The sequence below is a fragment of the Micromonospora sp. NBC_00421 genome, assembly GCF_036017915.1.
GTDB lineage: Bacteria > Actinomycetota > Actinomycetes > Mycobacteriales > Micromonosporaceae > Micromonospora.
Genome location: NZ_CP107929.1, coordinates 1,767,003 through 1,782,779, shown reverse-complemented (window position 1 = coordinate 1,782,779; position 15,777 = coordinate 1,767,003). Strand labels below are relative to the sequence as shown.

Below are 15,777 nucleotides of genomic sequence, written 5' to 3'. Positions count from 1 at the left end.
GCGGCGCAATGGGCGATCGCGCAATGGGCGATCATAGCCGGCGCGACGCCCCTGAGCTGGCCGCTCAGTCCAGGATCGCCGTCGCCTCGACCTCGACGAGGACGGCGGGCCCGAACAGGTGGTCGACGCCGGCGGCAGCGGCCGCGGCGCGCAGGTCACCCAGCCGCTCCCCGCCAGCCGAACCGCGCGGGCAACTGAGCGCCAACTCGACCGCCGTCGGGCGTCGACACGCTTCGCGACCGACCGATGTCACCGATATCGCGCCTTGCGCCCGCACCACACCCCTTCGGTGGCATTTACACGGCAAACGATTAACGAATTGAGTCAGGTCTACTCACGCGAGGCCCGGCGGCACGGAAGAACCAGTCGGGCCACCCGCATACCCCTCCGCCCCAGACAATTACCACCAGTTCGCCACACGCCCGATTCAACAGCACACCACGCACCCGGCCACCATCTGCCGGAACAGCTTGAATTTCGTCGTTGTCCCGGCGCGCCGGGACCCGCCACACCCCCACTGAACAGCAACTACTCCCACCCATGCTTCATGGCCGACCCAGCGGAGCAGCTCCGGGCCCGGCCGTACCGGCCGGTATCCATTGCGTTTCCGAAAATGGCAGCGATAACCTACGGGTCCGATCGCACACCCCGGGCCCATTCCTCGGGCCCACTGATAGGAGATGACGTGCTCAGACGCGTTGCAACCGTCGGAATCACCCTGCTGGCCTGCCTTGTGGGCACCGGCGCGATGGCCATGCCGACGTACGCCTCGGAACCTGAGTGTTCCCTCAATTGCGACGGTGGCGGCAGCGGTGGCGACCCCGTCCCGCCCCCGCCCACGTCTCCACCGGCACCCGCGTACAACCTGCAGGGCGTCATCCAACTGGAGAGCGTCGGCCACGAGGGAACCTGGCCGCTACGCGTCGGCGGGATCAAGGTCCGCGGATACTCGCGGCTCGCCACCTGGGGCAACGACCGGGTGGACGCCAACTACATAAACGTCCGCTGCTCGGCCACCGTGCTCGCCTATGCCACCAACGACTACGACTCCGAGAACAACGGGGCGCTCGTCGACGTGACCTTCTGGTCTCCGACCGTCCCGGTCACCGGCGTCCCCGTCCAGTCCCGCACCGCCACGGTCCACTGCATCCACCACGCCGAGAAGAACGGCGTCAGCTACGACACCACCAGCACCGCCCAGTTCGTCATCCCCGAGTGACGCGCGGTGGGGCGGCCCGTGGACGAGGTTGCCCCACCGCCTCGATCGTCTCGATGCCGTCGCGGCGGATCTCGGCCGGGCCGGTGGAGCGGTTCAGCCCGATCAGGTCCACCCTCAGCGGCTCGATGGCCGCCAGCCCAGCCCCGACCTCGCTGCCCACCAGGGTTCCAGGGTGGTGCGAGGAGCCTTCCGTCGGCCGCGCCCGCGCCCGTCCCCCTATGCGCCGATCCCCTCACCGTGCCGTTCGTCCCGCTTCGCGGGCGCGGTGGGCGGACGGACCGGCGCGGCCGACGGGCCGTGCGTCGCGCCGGGACGTAGGCTGGCGGACGTGAAGGACATCAGGGACGCCACCGTGCACGGCGGGCGGGTGACCGGGCCGACCCCCGGCGCCGTCGGCGACGAGCGGGGCGAGGTGACGGCGTGACCGAGTTCGACGGGCTGCCGGTGCTGCGTTCCCCGGTGGCGATCGCCGCCTTCGAGGGCTGGAACGACGCCGCGGACGCCTCCACCGCCGCCGTGGAACACCTGGAACAGGTCTGGCAGGCCCGGGAGATCACCGAGATCGACCCGGAGGAGTTCTACGACTTCCAGGTGAGCCGCCCGACCATCACCATGTCCGACGGCGAGACCCGCCGGGTGGAGTGGCCCACCACGAAGTTCATGGTGGCCAGCCCCGAGGGCACCGAGCGCGACGTGGTGCTCATCCGGGGCATCGAGCCGAGCATGCGCTGGCGCACCTTCTGCCAGCAGGTGCTGGAGATCTGCCACAGCCTGGAGGTGGAGCGGGTGGTGCTGCTCGGCGCGTTGCTGGCCGACGTGCCGTACACCCGGCCGTTGCCGATCAGCGGCAGTGCCTCCGACGCCCAGGCCGCCCAGCGTTACCAGCTCACCCCCACCCGTTACGACGGCCCCACCGGCATCGTCGGGGTGCTCCAGGACGCCTGCACCCGGGCCGAGGTCGACGCGGTGTCGTTCTGGGTGCACGTGCCGCACTACGCCAACAACCCGCCCTGCCCGAAGGCCACCCTCGCCCTGCTGCACCGGGTCGAGGACGTGCTCGACCTGCCGGTGCCGATGGCCGACCTGGCCGAGGAGGCCGCCGAGTGGGAGCAGCGGGTCCGCAGCGCCGCCGAGCAGGATGCCGAGCTGGGTGAGTACGTCCGCGAGCTGGAGGAACGGGTCGGCGACGCGGGCATCACCCCGCTGACCGGTGACGAGATCGCCCAGGAGTTCGAGAAGTACCTGCGCCGTCGGGGTGGCTCGGCCGGCCCCACCGCCGGCTCCTGGTAGCAGCCCCGCACACCCGACCCGTCACCGTCGAGCCGACAGCGATGCTCTGTCGGCTCGACGGTCGCGTCCGGCCGGCGACCGCCAGTGATTCGTGCGGGCCGTTCGCGTGTCCGGGGTGGCGCGGTCACGGCCTCTAGGGCATCCTAGGAACCTAGCTGTCAGGAGGAGGCGGGCGTGCAGATCAACCCGGGAGCCGCCGAGTTCCCGCACCGGCAGATCGCTGCGCAGCTCAAGGCCCAGGTGCGTCGGGGCGACTGGGGGCCGGGCGAGCGGCTGCCGTCCATCCCGGCCATCGCCGAGATGTTCGGCGTGGCGAAACAGACCGTGCAGCGCGCCGTCGACCAGCTGCGGGTCGAGGGCGTCCTGATCACCAAACCCGGCTCCGGTACGTACGTCCGGGGCACCCGGCGGCGACTCAACCGGCTCTCCAGGGGCCGGTACGGCGGCTTCCGGGGCTACCACGCCGACCTCGCCGCCCGGTACCGTCAGCAGCTCGTATCGGTCGGTAGGGCGCCCGCCCCACCCGAGGTGGCCGACGCGTTCGGCGTCGCCGACGGCACCGAGCTGCTCTGCCGTCGGCACCTGGTGCGCACCGACGAGTCACCGGTGGAGGTGGGTGCCTCCTGGTTCCTGCCCAGGGACACCGCCGGCACCTCGCTGGAACGGGCCGAGGCGTTCGGCCGACCGCTCTACCAGGAGGCCGAGGAGGCCACCGGCCGGCGGTACGCCACCGCCGCCGACACCATCAGCGCCCGCCAACCCAGCCGGGAGGAGGCGGAGACCCTCCAGATCCGCCCGGACACGCCGGTGCTGCACCTGCTGCACGTCGCCTACGACGCCCACCGCAAGCCGATCGAGGTCGCCCAGGCCACCTGGCCCGGCCCGATGACCACGCTCACCGAGGAGTACCAGGTGCCCGCCCCCACGCCGGACCCCGACCCCGACCCCGGCCTGGTCCTCGGCTGACTGCCCACCCCAGCAACCGGATGCCCTCATGATCCAATTGCCGTTTCGCGCAGTGTGGACGGCGTGTCGTCGTTAGAACGGCTATTGGATCATGGTTCATGGCGGCGGGAGGACGGGAGCACCTACCGAACGGGGTGCTCCAGCGGGAGCAACCGGGGTGGAAGCGCATACGTCAGGTGCTCGCGGTGGCCACTATGACGGTCGCGCCGAGCGCGACGACGACCAGCGAGGCGACCACCCCCAGCGCGTCGGCGACCCGTACGGGGACGGTGGCGCCCAGGGCCGCGCCGATCGCCGCGAGCGCGGTCTGCCAGAGCAGTGAGGCGAGGCCGGTGGCGACGACGAACACGGTGGGCCCGATCCAGCTGCCCGCCGACGTGGTCACCACCCCGGCCAGCGCGAAGAAGTAGACCAGGGTCAACGGGTTGATCGCGGTGAGAACCACGAACCGGGCGTAGACCGATCGATACCGGGGCGTCGATCGGGGACTGCCCACCCCCGGACGACCCACGTCGGTGCTCACCGCGCCGGGCCCAGCCGCCGCAGCATCGGCCGCAACCGGACCAGCGGTGACAGGTCCACCTACCCCAGGACCACCTGAACCAGAACCGGCAGGGGCCAACTCCACCCAAGCAGGCTCCACCGAAGCAGGACCAGTCGAAGCAGGAGCAGCCGCAGCAGGGCCAGCAGCAGGCGGGGCGGGCGGGGCGGAGCCGGCCTTCGTCGGGCGCGCCGCGGCAGGCGAGCGCCGCAGAGCGACCAGTTGATAGCAGCCCAGCACGATGACCACCGCCCCGGACAGATAGCGGGGAGTGTCCCCCCACGAGGCGATCACCGGCGAGAGCGCGGCCCCGGCCAGGAGCGCGCCGAGGCAGTAGAGGGTGTCGACGGTGGCGACCCCGGTGGCGGCGGCCAGCCCGCTGCGGTAACCACGCAGCATTCCCTCCCGCAGGATCAGCACCCCGATCGCTCCCAGGGGCATCGCCACCCCCAGCCCGGCGGCGCATCCCGCAACGGCAAGAACCACGAGGTCATCACGCATGAGCCGAGTCTGGGTGACCACAACGAGGGTGACCGAGGAAAATGCGGTGTCAGGCTAGGATTCTCGGTGTGGACCGGCTGGACGAGCAGATTCTCGGCATCTTGACGGACAATGCGCGGTGTTCGTTCAGTGAGATCGGCCGACAGATCGGCCTGAGCACGAATGCCGCCGCCGCCCGGGTCCGTCGGTTGGAAGACGACGGCATCATTCTCGGCTACACCGTGGTCACCGGCCAGGACGCGCCGGAGCTTCGGGGTGGACTGGAGGTCTTCATCGACGTACGTCTCGACGGCGGCACCGACTACGAGACGTTCGTCGCCGCCATCGCCCCGATCGAGCAGATCATCGACGCGGTGCACATGACCGGACCGTACGACTACCTGCTGCGAGCCCGGCTCCGGGACACCGCCGCCCTGGATTCGCTCCTGCGTCGGCTCAAGAAGAGCTGTGGCGTGGTGCAGACCCAGACCCGTGTCGCGCTGCGCCAGCCCGCTCCACGGTGGAAGGAACGGTGAACACCCCTCGGGGTGCGGCAGACCGGCCCGCCGGCACCCGCGCAGACCGATCGGTGAAGCACGCCCACCGCCCCGATCGCCCGTCGGTCCGCACCGTCAACGGCGGAGGGTCGGATCAGCAGTCACCACCACTGCCGCCGACGACAGCTCATCACCTGCGCAGGGGACAGGCCAGCCTCCGGTCGGACCGGTCGGGGCGGCAGGCACCGTCAGAGGCTGATGCCGAGCAGGGCGTCGAGGGTGGTGGCGAAGAGGGCGGGGGCCTGCGGGTCGTCACCGGTACCGGCGAGGGCCGCGTCCGCCCAGTCGTCGGCCAGGGCCAGGGTGCCCGGGGTGTCGAGGTCGTCGCCGAGGCGCTCGCGTACCCCGGCGAGGAAGGCCGCGCCGGACGGCCCGGACGGGGCGGTGGCGGCCCGCCGCCACCGGTCCAGCCGCTGGTGGGCGGCGTCCAGCACGTCGTCGGTCCAGGCGCGGTCGGCGCGGTAGTGGCCGGAGATCAGGCCGAGCCGGACGGCCATCGGATCGACCCGGTCGGCGCGCAGCCGGGAGACGAAGACCAGGTTGCCCTTGGACTTCGACATCTTCTCGCCGTCCAGGCCGATCATGCCGGCGTGCACGTAGTGGTCGGCGAAGGGCGCCTCGCCGGTGAGCCGCTCGGCGTGCGCGGCGGAGCACTCGTGGTGCGGGAAGATCAGGTCGTTGCCGCCGCCCTGCACGTCGAGCCGGTCGCCGAGCAGGTTCAGCGCGATCACCGTGCACTCGATGTGCCAGCCGGGTCGACCGGCCCCCAACTCACCGCCCGGCCAGGACGGCTCGCCGTCGCGGGCGCCGCGCCACAGCAGCGGGTCGAGCGGGTCGCGCTTGCCGGCCCGGTCCGGGTCGCCGCCGCGCTCCGGGAAGATCTCCAGCATCTGTTCCCGGGTCAGATTCGACTCGTAGCCGAACGCCGGGGCGGCGGCGACGTCGAAGTAGACGTCGCCGGTGCCGTCGTCCAGGCGGTACGCGGCACCGTCCTTGAGTAGCTCCTGGACCCGGTCGGCGATGTCCGGGATGGACTCCACCGCCCCGACGTAGTGCGCGGGGGGGATGATCCGCAGCGCCTCCATGTCCTCCCGGAACAGCGCCGTCTCCCGCATCGCCAGGACCTTCCAGTCCTCCCCGTCACGCTCGGCCCGTTCCAGCAGCGGGTCGTCGATGTCGGTGACGTTCTGCACGTACCGGACGGTCAGCCCGGCGTCGCGCCACATCCGCTGCACCAGGTCGAACGTGATCATGGTGGCGGCGTGCCCCAGGTGGGTGGCGTCGTACGGGGTGATGCCGCAGACGTACATGGTGGCGGGGCCGGTGGGCCGGCTCGGGTGGACACCGCGCCGCGCCGAGTCGTACAAGCTCAGTGGCCCGCCGTCACCCGGCAGCCGTGGCACCTCGTGTCCCGCCCAAGACTCCATGACCGTCAGCCTAACGAGCCGTCCGGCCACCCGGAGGGAGCGCCCGAGTGATCAACGTGACAGCGACTCAGATGGGCGGCCACGGCATCGCCGGCCACTCCTGCGGCGGCAACGGATAACGGCCTGCTGTCCTGAGCCGCTCCACCCGGGCGCACAGTTCGGCGATCTCGCCGAGGGTCAGGTGCGCGCCCAGCTCCTCGCCCAGCTCACCGGCGAGCTGCCCGGCGAGGGCGTCGAGCACCTGCACCGCGTCCGCGGGGAGCTCCCGACCGGCCCAGCCCCAGAGCACGGTCCGCAGCTTCTCCTCGACGTGGAAGCAGACCCCGTGATCCACCCCGTAGACCCGGTCGTCCGCGCCGACAAGCACGTGACCGCCCTTGCGGTCGGCGTTGTTGAGCACCGCGTCCAGCACCGCCAGCCGGGCCAACCGGGGATCGTCCGCGTGTGCCAGGGCGTACGCGGCACCGTCGTCGTCCCGGGCGGCGGCGACCGGGAACCACCGTGGCGGCACCGCCTCTGCCGGCACGAACCCGACGAGCGGTTCGGCGTCGTCCGGCTCGTCGATCCAGAGCTGGCACGACCCCGGCCCGAGCGGCCCATCCCGCAGCACCGTCGGCGGGACCAGGTCCCAGCCGGTGGCCCGGGAGACCAGGTAGGCGGAGACCTCCCGGCCGGCGAGGGTGCCGTCGGGGAAGTCCCAGAGCGGGCGCTCACCGCGCACCGGCTTGTAGACGCACCGGGCCGTCCGGCCGTCCAGGGTCAGCATCGCGCGGACAGTGGTGTTGGAGGCGTCGACCAGCCGACCCTCCAACACCAGTTCACCGTCGCACAGCAGCCGGAGCGCGGCGCTGGCGTCCTGGCGCTGCACCTCCGACGAGGTCACCGGTGGTAGCCGTTGTGCCGGGGGCAGAGGTGCCCGGCCGGGTCGAGCGGCTGACCGCAGAGGGGGCAGGGCGGGCGGCCGGCGTTGACCACCCGACGGGCCCGCTCGATGAACTCGCGGGTCGCCTCCGGCGTCAACCGCACCCGCAACCGGTCGAGATCCTCGTCCGGCTCCTCGTCGTCGTCGTCCTCGTCGTCGTCGTCGTCCAGCTCGACCTCGGCCTCCGCCTCGCCGGCGGCGATCGCCTCGATCACCACGGTGACGGAGTCCACGTCGAAGGCGAGCCCGAGGGTGCCGACCCGGAACTCCTCGTCGACCGGGTTGTCCAACGGGTCGTTGTCGCCGACGGCTGCGGGCGCCTCGGGCAGCTCGACACCGAACCTGCGCTGCGCCTCGGAGAGCAGCTCTTCCAGCTTCTCGGCGAGCAGGGACACCTGCACCTTCTCCAGCGCGACGCTGACCAGCCGGCCGCCGCCGCGGGCCTGGAGGAAGAACGCGCGCTCCCCGGGCGCCCCGACCGTCCCGGCGACGAACCGCTCCGGCGGCTCGAAGGCGTGCACCTGGTGGGTCATACCCACGACCCTATCCGGAGCGTGGAACCGTCGCGCAAGGCACCGACGCCGAATCAGCCGAGGGCGAAACCGCCCGGCCCGCGCGGCGGCGGGCGGCCCGGCTCACCCGGCGCTTCCCCCACCCCCGCCGACGGCCGCGTCGGAGTCGACCGGCCGGGTGGCACGACGCCGCCGCTTGGCCGGCGGGGGCACCAGAGCGGCCAGGTCACCACCGGTGTCGTTGAGCCGGACCAGGAACGGCCGCAGCGGGGTGTAGCGGATCGCGGTGACCGAGGCCGGATCGGCCACGATGCGTTGGAACAGGTCGAGATGCACCCCCAGGGCATCGGCCACGATGGCTTTGATCACATCGCCGTGGCTGCACGCCAGCCAGACCGCCTCCGGCCCGTGCGTGGCGGTGATCCGGGCGTCCCAGGCACGCACCGCGGCGACCGCGCGGGCCGACATCTGCGCCATCGACTCGCCGTCGGGGAAGACCGCGGCGCTGGGATGCTGCTGCACCACCGGCCAGAGCGGCTCCTTGGCCAGCTTCTTCAGCGACTGCCCCTCCCAGGAGCCGTAGCCGCACTCGATCAGCCCCTCCTCGACCACCGGCTCGGCCTGCGGCAGCGCCAGCTCTAGGGTCTGCCGGCAGCGGATCAGCGGGCTGGTCACCACCGCCGCCAGCGGCAGGCCGCGCAGCCGCTGGCCGACCGCGCCCGCCTGGGCCCGGCCGGTGTCGTCCAGCTCGACCGGTTGCCGGCCGGCCAGTCCGCCGTCGGCGTTCGCGGTCGTCCGGCCGTGTCGCAGAAGCAGAAGGGTCGCCACGCCCCCACCCTAGGCGCAGCCGGGGCGGCGACGGCCCCCGACACCTGTGGTGGCGTCGGGGGCCATCGGTCGGCGTCGGGTCAGGTGGCGCTGATCGTGCCGGTGAGCAGCAACGCCAGCACCAAGGTGCCGAGCGCCACCCGGTAGAGCACGAAGACGTACAGGGTGTGGTGTGCCACGTACCGCAGCAGCCAGGCGATGGCCGCGTAGCCGACCCCGAAGGCGATGATGGTGGCCACCACCATCTGCGCCACCGAGGGCACCGAGGTGCCCGGCGCGGCCGGCTCGAAGACGTCCCCGACGCTGAAGATGCCGGACATCACCACCGCCGGGATGGCCAGCAGGAACGAGTACCGGGCGGCGGCCTCCCGGGTGAGGTTGAGCAGCAGCCCCGCGGTGAGCGTGCCGCCGGAGCGGGACACCCCGGGGACCAGCGCCATCGCCTGGGCGAAGCCCATCACCACACCGTCACGCATCCGGAAGTTCGCCAGGGTACGGGTCTGCCGACCCCAGTACTCGGCGAAGGCCAGCACGAAGGCGAAGACGATGAGCGTGGTGGAGACCACCCACAGGTTGCGTCCGGCGGTGCGGATCTGGTCCTTGAACAGGAAACCGAGCAGCCCGATCGGGATCGAGCCGACGATCACGTACCAGCCCATCCGGTAGTCGAGGCTGGAGCGCACCGAGGAGTCCCTGATGCCGACCAGCCAGGTACGGGTGATCCGCCAGATGTCCTTGGCGAAGTAGATGAGGACGGCCGCCTCGGTGCCCAACTGGGTGACCGCGGTGAACGACGCGCCCGCGTCCCGGTCGAAGAAGATCGCCGAGGTGATCCGCAGATGCCCCGACGAACTGACCGGAAGAAACTCGGTGAGCCCCTGGACGATGCCCAGGACGATGGCCTCGACCCAGGTCACTCGCCGACTCCCGAGAGGTCGAGGGCCTCGGCGACGGTGCGCAGGGTCTGCACGCCGCTGTCCCGGTCGGCCACGAACAGGGTGACCGACAGGGTGGTCACCCCGGCTGCCGCGTACTCCCGCATCCGCTCGGCGATGCGTTCCTTCGGGCCGAGCAGCGAGGTCCGGTCGATGAACTCCATCGGCACCGCCGCCGCCGCGTCGCGCTGCTGGCGGGCCAGGTAGAGGTCCTGCACCTGGCGGGCGGCGTCGCCGTAGCCCATCCGGGTGGCCAACTGGTTGTAGAAGTTCTGCTGCCGGCTGCCCATGCCGCCGACGTACAGGGCGGCGTACCAGCGGACCAGCTCGGCGCAGGAGGCCACATCGTCGCCGACCACCACCGGCACCGACGGCACCACGTCGAAACCGGCCAGTTCTTTGCCCGCCCTGGCCCGACCGGCCCGCACCGAGGCGAGCTGCTCCTCGGCGAACTCCGGGGCGTAGAAGACGGCCAGCCAGCCGTCGGCGATCTCGCCGGCCAGCTCCAGGTTCTTCGGGCCGACCGCGGCCAGGTAGAGCGGGATGTGCGCGCGCGGCGGATGGAAGCCCAACCGCAGCGCCTTGCCGGGGCCGTCGGGCAACGGCAGGGTGTAGTGCTCGCCGTCGTAGGCGACCTCCTTGCGGGCCACCGCCAACCGCACGATGTCGACGTACTCGCGGGTGCGGGCGAGCGGTTTGGCGAACCGGACGCCGTGCCAGCCCTCGGAGACCTGCGGGCCGGAGACGCCGAGGCCGAGCCGGAACCGGCCACCGGAGAGCGCGTCGATGGTCGCCGCGGTCATCGCGGTCATCGCCGGGGTACGGGCGGGGATCTGCATCACCGCGCTACCCAGGTCGATCCGCTGCGTCTGGCCCGCCATCCAGGCGAGCATGCTCGGGGAGTCCGAGCCGTACGCCTCCGCCGCCCACACCACCGAGTAACCGAGGCGGTCCGCTTCCTGGGCAAGCGCCAGGTGGTCCGCCGGCGTACTCCACGCCGTCTGATATCCGAGGCTGAGCCCGAGTCGCACTGATCCTCCCCATCCCGCACCACAGGTCGCATCAGGTTACGCAATGCCGTCGGCCCCGCCGCCCACCGGCCACCGGGCCCCGGACACTGGGCGGGCTGCGCGGGTGGACGACGAGCGACCGGATCGGCGCGTGGAGTGCCCAACGAGCGACCCGGGGCGGTGGTGACGGTCGGATCGGCGACCCGACAGGCAGAGATGCCGGGAGCGAGGATATCGGTTGCGGCGGGTTCGAAATAAGGTTCACCCATGCAGCAACGACCGCTCGGCCGAAGCGGGCTGGCGGTTTCCCGGCTCGCGCTCGGCACCATGACCTGGGGCCGGGACACCGACGCCGACGACGCGGCGGCCCAGTTGAAGAGTTTCCTCGACGCGGGCGGAAACCTGGTCGACACCGCCGACGTGTTCGCCGACGGGGACGCCGAGTCGGTGCTCGGGTCGTTGCTGGGCACCCTGGTCCCCCGCGAGGACGTGCTGATCGCCACCAAGGCGGGCCTGCGTCCGGGCAGCGGCCGGCGACGGGACGGTTCGCGGGGGCATCTGCTGCGTACCCTGGACGGCTCGCTGCGCCGGCTCGGCACCGACCACGTGGACCTGTGGCAGGTGCACGGCTACGACCCGGAGACCCCACTGGACGAGACCCTCGCCGCGCTGGACCACGCGGTCGCGTCGGGTCGGGTCCGGTACGTCGGGGTGTCGAACTTCTCCGGCTGGCAGACCGCCCGCGCCGCCGCCTGGCAGGCGGCCTGGCCGGGGCGGGCCCCGGTGGTCGCCACCCAGATGGAGTACTCGCTGCTGGAGCGGGGGGTCGAACGGGAGGTGCTGCCGGCCTGCGCCGCGCTGGGCCTGGGCGTGCTGCCCTGGTCGCCCCTGGGGCGGGGGGTGCTGACCGGCAAGTACCGCAACGGCCGCCCGGCCGACTCCCGGGCCGCGTCGGCGCACTTCGAGCCGTTCGTCGCCACCTACCTGGAGCCGCGCTGCTCCAGCATCGTGGAGGCGGTGAGCATCGCCGCCGGCGGGTTGGGCGTGTCGCCGCTGGAGGTGGCGCTGGCCTGGATCCGGGACCGGCCGGGGGTGACGGCGCCGATCCTGGGCGCCCGCACGGTCGGCCAACTGCTCGGCGCGTTGCAGGTGGAACGGATGGTCCTACCGGAGGAGATCACCACCGCGCTGGACGACGTGTCCGCGGTCCCGGCCGGCTACCCCGAACGCGAAGGCTGACCCGCTCCTCCCCCCGCCCGCACGGACGCCGTCGTGACGCAGGCGCTGGCAGGTGCGTCGATCCGCGCCGCCCGCCCACGCCCGGTTGCCGGGTGGCGGTGCCCGCGACTGCCCTTCACACAAGGTGGCGGAACGCCCCAAAAGCGCACCGGAGCGCGTCAATTTCGCCGATCATCCTTTACCAACTGTCACACCCCCATAATTCGATCCACCCGCCCTTGGATGTTCCGTCCGAATAGGCGGCTTCGACTCCCCTGGCGCGCTTTTGGCCCAGCTTTCTCCGTCCAGTTTCCGGTGGTCCTGTCCGAAAAGGGATTCCCGCCGTCGCGGGTAATCCGATCGGATCCCGGCAAACATTGTGGCGAACCAATGACGATGCTCTAATGATTGCGGCGTGAGCGACCCCCGCCGCGTCGTTTCTCCCATTTCGCTGGAGGACCCGTGGACCGTAAGACCGACGTCAAGCGCAAGCCCGCCAAGGTCGTCGTGCGCAAGCTCGAGCGGCTCGAGACCACCGTCGCCATCATCACCGACCCGGGCTGCCGCAACGACGTCTGCGGCTGACCCACCCCGTTTCGGCCGGGGCGCGGCGTGCCGCGCCCCGGCCGGCCATCCTCCAGGAGGTCATCGCCCGATGCTGCGGCCCCGGATCAAGGGCATCCACAAGCCGGTACGCCTGCACCCGACACTGATCAACATCGGTGGCCGACAGGTGGGGATCGGCGCGGAGATCGACGACGAGGACGGCAGCCTCTGGACGCTGCTCGGGCTGATGGACGGCACCCGGACCCGGGCCGAGATCGTGGCGGCGCTGCGCGCCGGGCACTCGGGGATGACTGCCGACGAGGCGACCGACGCGCTGGAGACGATCATCGACGCCGGGTACGTGGAGGACGCCGCCGCGCCGCCCCCGCCCGAGCTGAGCCCCGAGGAGATCGACCGGTACGACCGGGCGTTCACGTACCACGCCTGGGTGGATCTCACCCCGCGCACCTCCCGCTACGAGGTGCAGGCCCGGCTGAAGGCGGGCCGGGTGGTGGTGCTGGGGCTCGGCGGCTCCGGTACGGCGGTGGCCGCCTCCCTGGTGGCCGCCGGGGTGGGCACGGTGCACTGCGTCGACTTCGACGTGGTCGAGCCGGGCAACCTGACCCGGCAACTGCTCTATACCGAGGACGACATCGGCGCCGCCAAGGTGGCGACCGCGGTGGCCCGGCTGCGCCGGATGAACTCCCACGTCACGGTGACCGGCGAGGAGGCGCGGGTCGACTCGACGCAGGACGTGGCGGCGTTGATGCGCGACCGGGACCTGCTGGTGCTCTGTGCCGACCAGCCCCGGCACGCCATCCGGGAGTGGACCAACCGGGCCGCCCTGGCCACCGGAACGCCCTGGATGCTCGCCCAGTACGCCGGCCCGATGGCGGTGATCGGTCTCTTCGTGCCCGGTCAGACCTGCTGCGAGGCGTGCCTGCCGAGCGTCACCGACCGGCTGCGCGAGGAGCACGGTGCCGAGCCGGAGGAGCTGTTCGCCTTCACCGGGCACGCGGTGATCGCCCCCACCGCCAACCTCACCGGGCACCTGGCCGCCCTCGACGCCGTCCACCACCTCGCCGGCATCCCGACCACCACCCGGGGCCGGATGTTCCACCTGAGCCTGACCGACCTGACCTACCACTACGTGGTCAATCCCCGGCCCGGCACGAAGTGCGACACCTGCGGCTGGTTGCAGGAGGAACGGTGACCGCGCTCGGGTTGGACAGCCGACCGCCGGTGGCGCACCTGGTGGTCCGCCAGGAGGAGGACGACGAGTACGTCGTCGGTGACCTGGCCAGCGGAAACTTCGTGGTGGTGCCCGAGGTGGGGGCGCGGCTGGTGGCACTGTTCGCGGCCGGTCGGACCGTCGCCGAGGCCGCCGACGAGGTGGAGCGCGAGACCGGTGAGCCGGTGGACGCGCTGGACTTCGTCGAGGTGCTGGTCGAGGCGGGCATCATCAGGGCGCAGGCCGACGACGGCCCGCCGCCTGCGCAGGCCCGCCCCTGGTCGGTGTCCCGCATCCCGGCCCGGCTGGTCCGGCCGCTGTTCGGCCGGGTGGCCTGGACGATCTACGTCGGCGCGCTGCTGGCCACCCTGGCGATGTTCGCCGCCGAGCCGTCGCTGCTGCCCACCTACGAGGACACCTTCATCTTTCCCGACGTGGTGCTCAGCCTCCTGATCACCAACGTCACGGTGGCCCTGCTCACTGTGGTGCACGAGGCGTGGCACGCCTTCGCCGGCGCGGCCGTCGGCGTCCGGTCGCAGCTGCGGCTGGAACGCCGGGGGATCTTCCCGGTCCTGGAGACGGACCTGACCGGGCTGTGGGCGTTGCCGCCGGAACGCCGCTACGGCCCGTTCCTCGCCGGCATGGCCATCGACGGGATACTGCTGTTCGCCGCGGTCGCCCCGCGCTTCGCCTGGTCGCGGGGCTGGCTGGAGCTGCCGCCGGGAATGGTCCGGTTCCTCGCCATGGTGGTCTTCAGCCAGGCCGTCAAGTTGGCCTTCCAGACCCTGGCCTACCTGCGTACCGACATGTACCTGGTGATGGCGACGGCGACCGGCTGCCGCAACCTGCACGAGGTGACCCGGCTCAGCCTCAAGAAATGGGTTCGCCGGCTGACCCCCGCCGAACGGAACGTGCTGCGGGACGCGCACGCCCGGGATCTGCGGGTGTCCCGCTGGTACCGATTGTTGTATGTGGCCGGAGTCATCTGGATGGTCTGGTTCGCCATCCATTTTCTGCTACCGGGGGCGAAAGTGACACTCGGCTGGGCCGCCGGGGTGCTGATAGGCGCACCGTTCGGCAGCGCCTACTGGTGGGAAGGAATTGCGCTGGCGGCTTTCGCGTCGCTCAACGTCCTGCTTCCGCTCGGGGTGGTCGTACGTAATCGTTACCGCGCGGGAAGGTTGGCCACGTGAACCGCAGATGGCTCGGCCCGGTGGTCAGCGTGGTGGTCACCGTGCTCAGTGTGGCGACCATGTCCAGCCTCGGGGTGGGGGTGCTGGTCGGCCTGGTCGGCGGGGACACCGCGCTGCCCTGCGACCGGCTGCCCGGCACGGCCCAACCGTTCGAGGGCGACCGGCACATCGCGTACGAGGGGGCGCCGCACGAGCCGTACCGGACGCTGCCGCCGACATCGGGGCCGCACTCGCCCCGGGTGGTCGTGCCGGGCATCTACCGGGACGCGGTGCCGGAGGAACTCCAGGTGCACGCCCTGGAACACGGCCACGTGCTGGTGCAGTACGCCCCGGACGTCCCGCCCGGCGACGTCGAGAAGCTGGAACGGCTCGGCCGCCGCCATCCCCGCGACGTGGTGGTGGCCCCCTACCCACCGCTGGGGCACGGCATCGGGTTGACCGGCTGGCAGCGGCTGGGCCGCCTGGACACCCTCGACGAGCGGGCGGTCGAGGAGTTCATCGAGCGGATCGCCGGCCGTTACGACCATTCCTGGCAGCACGGGGCGACCGACTGTGTGTCGGGCTGACCGACGGGACCGGGCGACCGCCCGATCCCGGGCCACCACGCGGCACGACGCCGGCGGTGGCGCGGCGCACCGGGCAAAGGGTGGCGCGGGGCCGCCGGGCTGGGCAGCATAGGTGTCATGGACTACGAATACGCGCCGTTGCGGTTGCCGCCGAACGTCGACCGGTTGACCGCCGCGGCGCAGCTGGCGATCCAGGCGGAGTTCTCCGGCTGGGAGTTGGCCCGGGTGCAGCTCTTCCGGGACGGCACCCGCAAGGTGATGCTGCGTCGCCGTCGGGTCAACCAACCCCAACCGGGCCTGTCCTACTGACCGCCCCGGCGCCGGTCACCGGCCGAT

The 15,777-nt window shown here is 71.8% G+C and carries 19 protein-coding genes; 10 read left to right on the top strand and 9 right to left on the bottom strand.

Translation table 11 applies throughout. The features are described from left to right. Positions 1 to 64: 64 nt before the first annotated feature. Entirely contained in the window at positions 65 to 253 is a 189-nt protein-coding gene (locus OHQ87_RS07730) for a hypothetical protein (RefSeq protein WP_328346334.1), read from the bottom strand. Between the two features lie 432 nt (positions 254 to 685). Here OHQ87_RS07730 and OHQ87_RS07725 point away from each other — a divergent pair, with 432 nt between their 5' ends. Then, on the top strand, positions 686 to 1,219 hold the full coding sequence (locus tag OHQ87_RS07725; RefSeq protein ID WP_328346332.1) for a hypothetical protein: 534 nt from the start codon (positions 686 to 688) through the stop codon (positions 1,217 to 1,219). Here the strand turns inward: OHQ87_RS07725 and OHQ87_RS07720 are convergent. Then, on the bottom strand, positions 1,206 to 1,379 hold the full coding sequence (locus OHQ87_RS07720; RefSeq protein ID WP_328346330.1) for a hypothetical protein: 174 nt from the start codon (positions 1,377 to 1,379) through the stop codon (positions 1,206 to 1,208). The genes OHQ87_RS07725 and OHQ87_RS07720 overlap by 14 nt on opposite strands. A 260-nt stretch (positions 1,380 to 1,639) precedes the next feature. Here OHQ87_RS07720 and OHQ87_RS07715 point away from each other — a divergent pair, with 260 nt between their 5' ends. Beyond that, entirely contained in the window at positions 1,640 to 2,509 is an 870-nt protein-coding gene (locus OHQ87_RS07715; RefSeq protein WP_067305527.1) for a PAC2 family protein, read from the top strand. A gap of 174 nt (positions 2,510 to 2,683) precedes the next feature. Beyond that, positions 2,684 to 3,475, top strand: coding sequence for a GntR family transcriptional regulator (locus tag OHQ87_RS07710; protein ID WP_328346327.1), 792 nt, complete (start codon positions 2,684 to 2,686; stop codon positions 3,473 to 3,475). 172 nt (positions 3,476 to 3,647) lie between these two features. On the opposite strand, the gene OHQ87_RS07705 is transcribed toward OHQ87_RS07710, so the two are convergent. Then, positions 3,648 to 4,517 carry a LysE family transporter gene (locus OHQ87_RS07705; protein ID WP_328346325.1) on the bottom strand — a complete coding sequence of 290 codons (870 nt, stop codon included), beginning with the start codon at positions 4,515 to 4,517 and terminating at the stop codon, positions 3,648 to 3,650. 68 nt (positions 4,518 to 4,585) lie between these two features. Between OHQ87_RS07705 and OHQ87_RS07700 the strand changes: the two genes are divergently transcribed. Then, a complete protein-coding gene (locus OHQ87_RS07700) occupies positions 4,586 to 5,032 on the top strand; it encodes an Lrp/AsnC family transcriptional regulator (RefSeq protein WP_328346323.1) in 447 nt (148 codons plus the stop codon). Between the two features lie 209 nt (positions 5,033 to 5,241). Here the strand turns inward: OHQ87_RS07700 and mshC are convergent, their stop codons facing one another. The 6 genes from mshC to OHQ87_RS07670 form a co-directional block, all read right to left on the bottom strand. Continuing rightward, a complete protein-coding gene (mshC, locus tag OHQ87_RS07695; RefSeq protein WP_328346321.1) occupies positions 5,242 to 6,480 on the bottom strand; it encodes a cysteine--1-D-myo-inosityl 2-amino-2-deoxy-alpha-D-glucopyranoside ligase in 1,239 nt (412 codons plus the stop codon). A 67-nt stretch (positions 6,481 to 6,547) separates the two neighbouring features. Continuing rightward, the gene (locus OHQ87_RS07690; RefSeq protein WP_328346319.1) at positions 6,548 to 7,363 is read right to left on the bottom strand and encodes an SCO1664 family protein; all 816 of its coding nucleotides are present in this window, start codon (positions 7,361 to 7,363) and stop codon (positions 6,548 to 6,550) included. Next, a complete protein-coding gene (locus OHQ87_RS07685; protein WP_328346317.1) occupies positions 7,360 to 7,935 on the bottom strand; it encodes a DUF3090 domain-containing protein in 576 nt (191 codons plus the stop codon). Before OHQ87_RS07685 ends, OHQ87_RS07690 begins: the two co-directional genes overlap by 4 nt. 102 nt (positions 7,936 to 8,037) lie before the next feature. Next, positions 8,038 to 8,742, bottom strand: a complete 705-nt coding sequence (locus tag OHQ87_RS07680) for a histidine phosphatase family protein (RefSeq protein WP_328346315.1) — start codon at positions 8,740 to 8,742, stop codon at positions 8,038 to 8,040. Between the two features lie 80 nt (positions 8,743 to 8,822). Next, complete coding sequence (locus tag OHQ87_RS07675; RefSeq protein WP_328346313.1) at positions 8,823 to 9,659, bottom strand: undecaprenyl-diphosphate phosphatase; 837 nt, start codon at positions 9,657 to 9,659, stop codon at positions 8,823 to 8,825. Further along, positions 9,656 to 10,708 carry an LLM class F420-dependent oxidoreductase gene (locus OHQ87_RS07670; protein WP_328346311.1) on the bottom strand — a complete coding sequence of 351 codons (1,053 nt, stop codon included), beginning with the start codon at positions 10,706 to 10,708 and terminating at the stop codon, positions 9,656 to 9,658. Before OHQ87_RS07670 ends, OHQ87_RS07675 begins: the two co-directional genes overlap by 4 nt. A 246-nt stretch (positions 10,709 to 10,954) precedes the next feature. Between OHQ87_RS07670 and OHQ87_RS07665 the strand changes: the two genes are divergently transcribed. The 6 genes from OHQ87_RS07665 to OHQ87_RS07640 all read left to right on the top strand — a co-directional run bounded on the left by OHQ87_RS07665 (position 10,955) and on the right by OHQ87_RS07640 (position 15,750). Next, entirely contained in the window at positions 10,955 to 11,926 is a 972-nt protein-coding gene (locus OHQ87_RS07665) for an aldo/keto reductase (RefSeq protein WP_328346309.1), read from the top strand. Between the two features lie 441 nt (positions 11,927 to 12,367). Then, positions 12,368 to 12,490 carry a hypothetical protein gene (locus tag OHQ87_RS07660; protein WP_281190395.1) on the top strand — a complete coding sequence of 41 codons (123 nt, stop codon included), beginning with the start codon at positions 12,368 to 12,370 and terminating at the stop codon, positions 12,488 to 12,490. A gap of 70 nt (positions 12,491 to 12,560) precedes the next feature. Further along, on the top strand, positions 12,561 to 13,664 hold the full coding sequence (locus tag OHQ87_RS07655; RefSeq protein WP_328346303.1) for a HesA/MoeB/ThiF family protein: 1,104 nt from the start codon (positions 12,561 to 12,563) through the stop codon (positions 13,662 to 13,664). Next, the gene (locus OHQ87_RS07650) at positions 13,661 to 14,875 is read left to right on the top strand and encodes a hypothetical protein (protein ID WP_328346301.1); all 1,215 of its coding nucleotides are present in this window, start codon (positions 13,661 to 13,663) and stop codon (positions 14,873 to 14,875) included. Before OHQ87_RS07655 ends, OHQ87_RS07650 begins: the two co-directional genes overlap by 4 nt. Next, entirely contained in the window at positions 14,872 to 15,441 is a 570-nt protein-coding gene (locus tag OHQ87_RS07645) for a DUF3105 domain-containing protein (protein WP_328346299.1), read from the top strand. The genes OHQ87_RS07650 and OHQ87_RS07645 overlap by 4 nt, the downstream gene beginning before the upstream one ends. Positions 15,442 to 15,558: 117 nt before the next feature. Then, the gene (locus OHQ87_RS07640; protein ID WP_282341856.1) at positions 15,559 to 15,750 is read left to right on the top strand and encodes a DUF5703 family protein; all 192 of its coding nucleotides are present in this window, start codon (positions 15,559 to 15,561) and stop codon (positions 15,748 to 15,750) included. The last annotated feature ends 27 nt before the right edge of the window (positions 15,751 to 15,777 follow it).

Coding starts and splice junctions, on each gene's coding strand:
- mshC (WP_328346321.1), bottom strand. CDS start 6,480: ATGGAGTCTTGGGCGGGACACGAGGTGCCACGGCTGCCGGGTGACGGC.
- OHQ87_RS07685 (WP_328346317.1), bottom strand. CDS start 7,935: ATGACCCACCAGGTGCACGCCTTCGAGCCGCCGGAGCGGTTCGTCGCC.
- OHQ87_RS07705 (WP_328346325.1), bottom strand. CDS start 4,517: ATGCGTGATGACCTCGTGGTTCTTGCCGTTGCGGGATGCGCCGCCGGG.
- OHQ87_RS07665 (WP_328346309.1), top strand. CDS start 10,955: ATGCAGCAACGACCGCTCGGCCGAAGCGGGCTGGCGGTTTCCCGGCTC.
- OHQ87_RS07640 (WP_282341856.1), top strand. CDS start 15,559: ATGGACTACGAATACGCGCCGTTGCGGTTGCCGCCGAACGTCGACCGG.
- OHQ87_RS07655 (WP_328346303.1), top strand. CDS start 12,561: ATGCTGCGGCCCCGGATCAAGGGCATCCACAAGCCGGTACGCCTGCAC.